Origin of the sequence: Hymenobacter sp. 15J16-1T3B, assembly GCF_020711235.1 — a bacterium.
In the GTDB taxonomy this organism is placed as follows: domain Bacteria; phylum Bacteroidota; class Bacteroidia; order Cytophagales; family Hymenobacteraceae; genus Solirubrum.
Genome location: NZ_JAJFAV010000001.1, coordinates 785,635 through 792,803, shown reverse-complemented (window position 1 = coordinate 792,803; position 7,169 = coordinate 785,635). Strand labels below are relative to the sequence as shown.

Genomic DNA, 7,169 nt, shown 5'->3' with positions numbered 1-7,169 from the left:
CCCCGCTCCCCTCTTGTCCCGCGGCCTCGGAGACGTCTATAAGAGCCGGGCGCCGGGCTCGGCGGCGGGCTGCACCGCCGGCGAAGCAGCCGGGGCCTCTGCCGCAGCAGGCGTGGGCACCGCAGCTACGGTAGGCGCAGAAGAAGCCGCAGCCGAGGGCGCGGCCGTGCGCTGGCGGGCCGCTAGGGGCGCTTTCGAGGCAGAACCGGGCCACTGCCACAGCCCCACAAACACCAGCAACAACGCCACAGCTGCGGCCGCGGCCAGCCACCAGGCGCCGCCGCGGGTAGCGGCAGCCGGCTCGGCAGCCACGCGGGCGTGCAGGCGCTGCTGCAGCTCGCGCAGGGCCTCGGGCGTTACGGCGGCGGGCTCGGCCTGCAAATAGCCGTCGAGGGCGTCGGCGCAGAGGGCGCAGGCCAGGGTGTGGCGCTCCACTAGCCGGCGCTCGGCGGCTTCGAGGGTACCGGCCGCGTACTGCCGCAGCTGAGCTGCGGAGAGGTGCGCGGCGGGCGCAGAAGCCTGAAAGTGCGGATTAGCGGGCGACATGGCTGGCAAGGGAGATTTTGAGGTTGCGCTTCCCGTTTTGCAGGTAGCTTTTCACCTGTTTGAGGTCGAAGCCGGTGGCGGCGGCAATTTCCTGGTACGACTGCTGCTGGCGGTAGAAGAGGTCGAGGCAGCGTTGTTGCTCTGGGGGCAGGCGGGCCAGGGCGGCTTCGAGCTGCTGCAGGTGCTCCTCGGTGGGAAAGTCATCGTCATCATCGCCTACCAGATGCAGGGCCGCTTCGGATTCCACACCGGGGGCGCCGGGCAGGCCAAATTCCACGGTATCGGGGGCCGACTTGCGGCGGCGCAGCTCCATCAGGCAGTAGTTGCGGGCGGTGGTGTGCAGCCAGCTGCTCAGGTTCTGCACCTCGTGGCGGCGCAAATCGACGACGAGCTTCTCGAAAATCTGCATCACGGCGTCCTTGGCGTCGTCCTCGGTGCGCAGGTAGCGCAGGCACACGCCGTAGACGAGGTGGAAGTACGGCTCGTAGAGCCGGCCCAGGTCTTGCACGTCGCCGTCGGCCCGGTAGCGCGCCAGTAGCTCCGCCTCGGTGGGCGGCGCGGCAGCGGCGGGCTTCTGAGAACGGCGAAACAGCGAGAACATCGGGCGGGGCAACTTAGCCAGCGAAGATACGAAGCGGCCCGCGGCGGGCCCTACTGCGCGCCGACGAGCCGGACGGCGGCTCCCCGGCGGATTGCGGCACCAGCGTTGCGGCCGGGGTGGTAAGGTTCTAGGCGCTCATCCAGCCCGAATACCTGACGAGCTAGCCTTGTAGCCACGAGCCATACGCAAGATGACTTGGCGGGCAGAATTTACCAGCAGCGCGGCAAGAAAACCGCCGCACGGCCCAAACCTCTCGGTAGCGTGGCAGGGAAGTCAGTGCAGGCGCCCCGACTTTTTTCGCGCCGCGGTGTGCAATTCTGCCGACGCCCGCATCCATCAGGCATCTACCACCACTTAACTGCTCTGGTCTGATGCGCACCGTTCTTTATTGCTCGTTACTGGCTGCCGCGCTAGGCAGCACCTATACCCGCCCCGTCGCGGCGCAGAATCCCAAGACCACCCGAACGGCTGCCCCGATTCCAACCCCGGCCCGGGCGGTTCAGGGCGTCGTAACCGACAGTGTGAGCGGCCAGCCGCTGCCGGGGGCAACGGTGGTGTTGAAGGGCACGAGCATTGGCACCAGCACGGCGGCCGATGGGACGTTCCGCTTACCCTGGCCCGGGCGGGCAACCCGCGCGACCTTGCTGATTAATGCGCTGGGGTATAGCCCAACCGAGCTGACCGTGCGGCCGGGGCAGCGTATCGGCGTGGCCCTGGCGCCCGCCCAAAATGAGCTGAAAGAAGTAGTGGTAACCGGCGTGGCTCCCGCCATAGTGCGCAAAGACATTAGCTATGCGGCGGCCACTGTCACGCAACAGTCCCTAGCGGGCCGCTTAGCCGGGGTTCAGATCCGCGGCAGCCGCGCCCCGGGCAAGGCCAAGCGGAGCGCGGCCCCGGCAGCCTCGGGCTACTTCAGCAAAGACGAAAAAGCCCGGCGCCGCACCGAGGGCGAAGGATACGCGCACCAGACCGAAAACGCCTTCCAACCGGTGAGCAAGGCGCCGCTGAGCACGTTCAGCATCGACGTGGACGCGGCCAGCTACTCGAACGTGCGGCGCTTCCTGACCGAGCAGGCCCAACTGCCGCCCGCCGACGCGGTGCGCACCGAGGAACTGGTGAACTACTTCCGCTACGACTACCCGCAGCCGGCCGCCGACGCCCCGGCCGCCCTGCACCTGGAGCAGGCTCGCTGCCCCTGGGCACCCGCGCACCAATTGGTGCTCATCGGGCTGCAGGCGCGCACGGTGCCGGTGGAAAATCTGCCGCCGGCCAATCTAGTATTCCTCATCGACGTGTCGGGCTCTATGCAGAGCGAGGACAAGCTGCCGCTGGTGAAGGCCGGGCTGAAGCAACTGGTGCAGCAGCTGCGCCCGCAGGACCAGGTGGCGCTGGTGGTGTACGCCGGGGCCGCGGGCGTGGTGCTGCCGCCCACGCCCGGCACCCGCAAGGGCGACATCGTGGCGGCGCTGGACAAGCTGGAGGCCGGCGGCTCGACGGCCGGCGGGGAAGGGCTGCGCCTGGCCTACGCCACGGCCCGGCAGCACTTCAATAAGGAGGGCAACAACCGCGTGGTGCTCTGCACCGACGGCGACTTCAACGTGGGCGAATCCTCGGACGACGCCATGGAGCACCTCATCACGCAGGAGCGCGAATCGGGCGTGTTTTTGTCGGTGCTGGGCTTCGGTACCGGCAACCTGCAGGACAGCAAGATGGAGCGCTTGGCCGACAAGGGCAACGGCAACTACGCCTACATCGACCAGCTGGGCGAGGCCCGGCGGGTGCTGGTGCAGCAGTTCGGCGGCACGCTGTTTACGCTGGCCAAGGACGTGAAGCTGCAGGTCGAGTTTAACCCCGCCAAGGTGCAGGCCTACCGCCTCATCGGCTACGAAAACCGCCTGCTGGCCGACGAGGACTTCAACAACGACCAGAAAGACGCCGGGGAGCTGGGCGCGGGCCAGCAGGTCACGGCCCTTTACGAAGTGGTGCCCGTGGGCGCTCCGCCGGTAATCGACGGGCTGAAGTACCAGCCGGCTCCGCAGGCAACCGCCGGGGCCGCGGCCACCGAGTTGCTTACGGTGAAAATGCGCTACAAGCAGCCCCAGGGCCGGACGAGCAGCCTGCTCAGCCAAGCCCTGCCCGCTGCCGCCCCCGCCGCGCTGGCCGGGGCCTCGACCAACCTGCGCTGGGCCGCCGCCGTGGCCCAGATGAGCCTTTTGCTGCGCCAATCGGAGCGGCGCGGCGAAGCCACCTGGCAGAATACCGTGGAGCTGGCCCGCGCCGCCCGCGGCAAGGACGACGAAGGCTACCGTGCCGAGTGCATCCGCCTGATGGAAACCGCCGCCAGCCTCACGCCCGGCGCCTACGGCAGCCGCTAGTCTTCATCAATACCCAAACACCATCACTGGCCCGCGCCACAACGAACCGCAGCCCGACTACCGTCAGCCCCAGCGGAGCTGACGTGAGAAGGCCTTCGCCCCCGTCGCGCTGCGGTTCGCCCGGTGCCGGCCTACCACCCAAGTCTCGTCCTTTTTACCCCCGATCAGTACGTTTTTATGACCCGTGCTACCATCCATGTGCAGATACCAAGCCCTTGCCACCAAGCGTGGGAGGCTATGACGCCGACGGCGCAGGGGCGCTACTGTGCCGCCTGCCAGCATACCGTAACCGACTTTAGCCAGCGCACCGATGCGGAGGTGCTGGCCCTGCTGCGCCAAGCCGCGGGCCAGCGGGTGTGCGGTCGGTTCCGGGCGGAGCAGCTCAACCGGGCGTTGGTGCATGCGCCCGTGGCTGCTCCGCGCTGGCGGGCTTGGGTGCTGGCCGCGGCCACGCTCGGGGGCCTGCTGCCCACGGCCGCCCGCAGCCAGGAGCTGCGCAGCACCCATTCGGGCGGGCCGGTGCCGACGGGCGGCAGCCGCGCGGCCACGCAGCAGCTGCCCCAAGGTGAAAAAGCTACCGAATCGAAAGCTGCGCCCATGTCCGACGCGGCCGCTCAGACGCTCATCGAGCCCCCTTCCACGCAGCACATTACCGGGCGCGTGATTGATGTGGCCACGCAGGAAGCGTTGCCCGGAGCGACTGTAATGGTGAAAGGCACCTCCATCGGGTGCAGCACCAATGCGGATGGCCGCTTTACCATAGATGCCTATCTGCCGGGCAACGCGGTGCTGCTCATTTCTTCGGTCGGCTACGAACAAGAAACCCGCACCCTGGCTGCCACCGGACAGCCATTGACGGTAGCTATGCACGCTGATGCATCCACGTCCAATGATCAGGTGATTGTTGGCGGAGCGGTTTCCGTCATCCATTTCTACCCGTGGTACACCCCGCGTGGCTTGTGGTACACCGTCCGCTCCGTGCCCCGCCGACTCACCGGGCGCTGGTAAACGCGCCGCCCGCTTCCTTCTCACTCACCATTCACTCACCTCCGCAACGGCCCGCTTCTGGCGGGTCGCTGCGTGTCTGGGCGGTTTTGCGCGGGTCCGCCAGCCGTTTTTCAGCGGCGAAACTGCCCAGGTTCGGGAGTCAAATCTGGCACCTTGCCGCGAAAAAAACCTTGGATTCCTCGGCAGGCTTCGCCATCTTTGGCTTATTCCACCGCGAATACCTCCATGCTGACTTCCCAGGCCCAGTACTTTTTTAGCTACTACTTCTACTACGCTCACGCGTAGCAGCGAGGCCTCTTTGTAGCAGCATCACCCCCTGATCTTACAAGCGCCTCCTGCCCCGGAGGCGCTTTTTTTAGCCCAATTTCCACCCGCTTTCTTCGCATCATGCTCCGCACGGCCCGCTTTTTTTACGGCTTTTATTACTTCTTCTACCGGAAGAAGCGGGGCCCCGTTTGCGCAGTCTGAGCCAACCTCACCGACCAGCACACCCCAGGGCCCCGCAGCGCGGAGGCCCTTTTTTATTGCCCTTCGCATGACGCATTCCGTTGCCATTCAAGGCTTTGCCGGCAGCTTCCACCAGATAGCTGCCCGCCACTACTTCGGGCCGCAGCTCGGGGCCGTGCGCCCCTGCGCCACGTTCGGCGAAGTGGTGCGGCAGGTAACGGCGGGCGAAGCCGCCACCGGGCTGATGGCCATTGAAAACTCCATTGCCGGGAGCATTTTGCCCAACTACCGCCTGCTGCAGCAAGCCGACCTGCGCATCACCGGGGAGGTGTACCTGCAGATTCGCCAGCACCTGATGGCCTTGCCGGGCCAGACGCTGGCCGACCTACGCGAGGTGCACTCCCACCCCATGGCCCTGCAGCAATGTCACGGCTTTCTGGGCCTGCACCCGCGCTGGCGCCTCGTCGAGACCGAGGACACGGCCCTGAGCGCCCAGCGCATCCGCGAGCAAGAGCTGACGGGCGTGGCCGCGGTGGCCGGCGAGCTGGCCGCCCAGCTGTTCGGGCTCGACATCGTGGCGCCCGACATCCACGCGGCCGCCGACAACTACACCCGCTTTCTGGTGGTGCAGCGCGCCGCCGAGGCCGCCCCGGTGGCGGGCGCCAACAAGGCCTCGCTGTACTTCCACACCGCACACCGCCGCGGAGCCCTGGCCGAGGTGCTGACGCGCGTGGCCGCCCGCGGCATCAACCTCAGCAAGCTGCAGTCGTTTCCGCGGCCCGGCACTACCTGGGAGTACTTCTTCCACGCCGACCTGGAATTCGACGCGGTTCAGGACTTCGAGCAGGCCTTGGCCGAGCTACACGCGGCGGCCGCCAGCGTGCGGGTGCTCGGCGTGTACCGCAAGGGCGAGACCTACTGAACCGTTGATTATTAAGCGAATAAAGCAACCTCACCCTACCATGAATATTCCCGTAGCCGAGCGCCTGGCGCCCATTCAGGAGTACTACTTCTCGCAGAAGCTGCGCGAAATCGAGGCGCTGAACCGGGCCGGCGCCCGTGTTATCAACCTGGGCATCGGCAGCCCCGATTTGCCGCCCCACCCCAGCGTGGTGGAGGCGCTGACGGCCGCCGCCCAGCGCCCCGACGCCCACGCCTACCAGAGCTACAAGGGAGTGCCGGCCCTGCGCCAGGCCGCGGCCGAGTGGTACCAGCGCAGCTACGGCGTGGCGCTGGACCCCGAAACCGAAGTACTGCCGCTGCTCGGCTGCAAGGAGGGCATCGTGCACGTGTGCATGACCTTCCTGCAGCCCGGCGACGAAGCGCTGATTCCCAACCCCGGCTACCCCACCTACCGCGCCGCCGTGCAGCTCAGCGGCGCCACGCCCGTCGACTACGACCTGACCGCCGACAATGGCTGGCTGCCCGACCTGCCGGCCCTGGCCCGCCGCGACCTGAGCCGCGTGAAGCTCATGTGGCTGAACTACCCGCACATGCCCACCGGCGCCCGGGCCTCGGCGGCGGCGCTGGCCGAACTGGTGGCCTTTGCCCGAGAGCACAGCATCCTGCTGGTGCACGACAACCCTTACAGCTTCATTCTCAACGACGAGCCGCTGAGTTTGCTGGCCGTGCCCGGTGCCCGCGCAGTAAGCCTGGAGCTAAACTCGCTGAGCAAGTCGCACAACCTGGCGGGCTGGCGGGTGGGCCTGCTGGCCGGCCGCGCCGACCTCTTGCAGCAGGTGCTGCGCTTCAAGAGCAACATGGATTCGGGCATGTTCCTGCCGGTGCAGCTGGCCGCCGCGGCCGCCCTGCAACTGGGCCCGGAGTGGTCGGCCGCGCTAAACGCCACCTACCGCGCCCGCCGCACGCAGGTGTTCGGCCTGCTCGACGCGCTGGGCTGCACCTACGACCCCGCGCAGGTGGGCTTGTTCGTGTGGGCCCGGGTCCCCGCCGCGTACGCCGACGGCTACGCCCTCAGCGACGCCGTGCTGGCCCGGGCGCGGGTGTTCATCACCCCCGGCGGCATTTTCGGCTCGAACGGCAGCGGCTTCGTGCGCCTCAGCCTGTGCCAGCCCGCGGCGGTGCTCACGGAAGCGCAGGCGCGCCTGGCCGAAGCCGGCTGGCCGCTGGCGCTGACAGCCGCCCAAGAAACCGTGGCCGCTGCTTCCATTTCCTGATTTCGTCCTGTAACA

General features: G+C 67.6%; 6 protein-coding genes. 4 read left to right on the top strand and 2 right to left on the bottom strand.

The window, feature by feature from the left end; genetic code table 11:
- Window positions 1–36 precede the first annotated feature (36 nt).
- Window positions 37–546 carry a cupin domain-containing protein gene (locus tag LJ737_RS03315; RefSeq protein WP_227762929.1) on the bottom strand — a complete coding sequence of 170 codons (510 nt, stop codon included), beginning with the start codon at window positions 544–546 and terminating at the stop codon, window positions 37–39.
- A complete protein-coding gene (locus tag LJ737_RS03310; protein ID WP_227762928.1) occupies window positions 533–1,147 on the bottom strand; it encodes an RNA polymerase sigma factor in 615 nt (204 codons plus the stop codon). The genes LJ737_RS03315 and LJ737_RS03310 overlap by 14 nt, the downstream gene beginning before the upstream one ends.
- Before the next feature lie 371 nt (window positions 1,148–1,518).
- On the opposite strand from LJ737_RS03310, the gene LJ737_RS03305 reads away from it, so the two are divergent.
- The 4 genes from LJ737_RS03305 (at window position 1,519) to LJ737_RS03290 (ending at window position 7,154) form a co-directional block, all read left to right on the top strand.
- On the top strand, window positions 1,519–3,522 hold the full coding sequence (locus LJ737_RS03305; RefSeq protein WP_227762927.1) for a YfbK domain-containing protein: 2,004 nt from the start codon (window positions 1,519–1,521) through the stop codon (window positions 3,520–3,522).
- Window positions 3,523–3,759: 237 nt separating this feature from the next.
- Window positions 3,760–4,530 (top strand): carboxypeptidase-like regulatory domain-containing protein, encoded by a 771-nt coding sequence (locus LJ737_RS03300; RefSeq protein WP_227762926.1) that lies wholly within the window; start codon window positions 3,760–3,762, stop codon window positions 4,528–4,530.
- Window positions 4,531–5,065: 535 nt separating this feature from the next.
- On the top strand, window positions 5,066–5,899 hold the full coding sequence (locus LJ737_RS03295) for a prephenate dehydratase (protein ID WP_227762925.1): 834 nt from the start codon (window positions 5,066–5,068) through the stop codon (window positions 5,897–5,899).
- Between the two features lie 40 nt (window positions 5,900–5,939).
- On the top strand, window positions 5,940–7,154 hold the full coding sequence (locus tag LJ737_RS03290) for a pyridoxal phosphate-dependent aminotransferase (protein WP_227762924.1): 1,215 nt from the start codon (window positions 5,940–5,942) through the stop codon (window positions 7,152–7,154).
- Window positions 7,155–7,169: the final 15 nt, after the last annotated feature.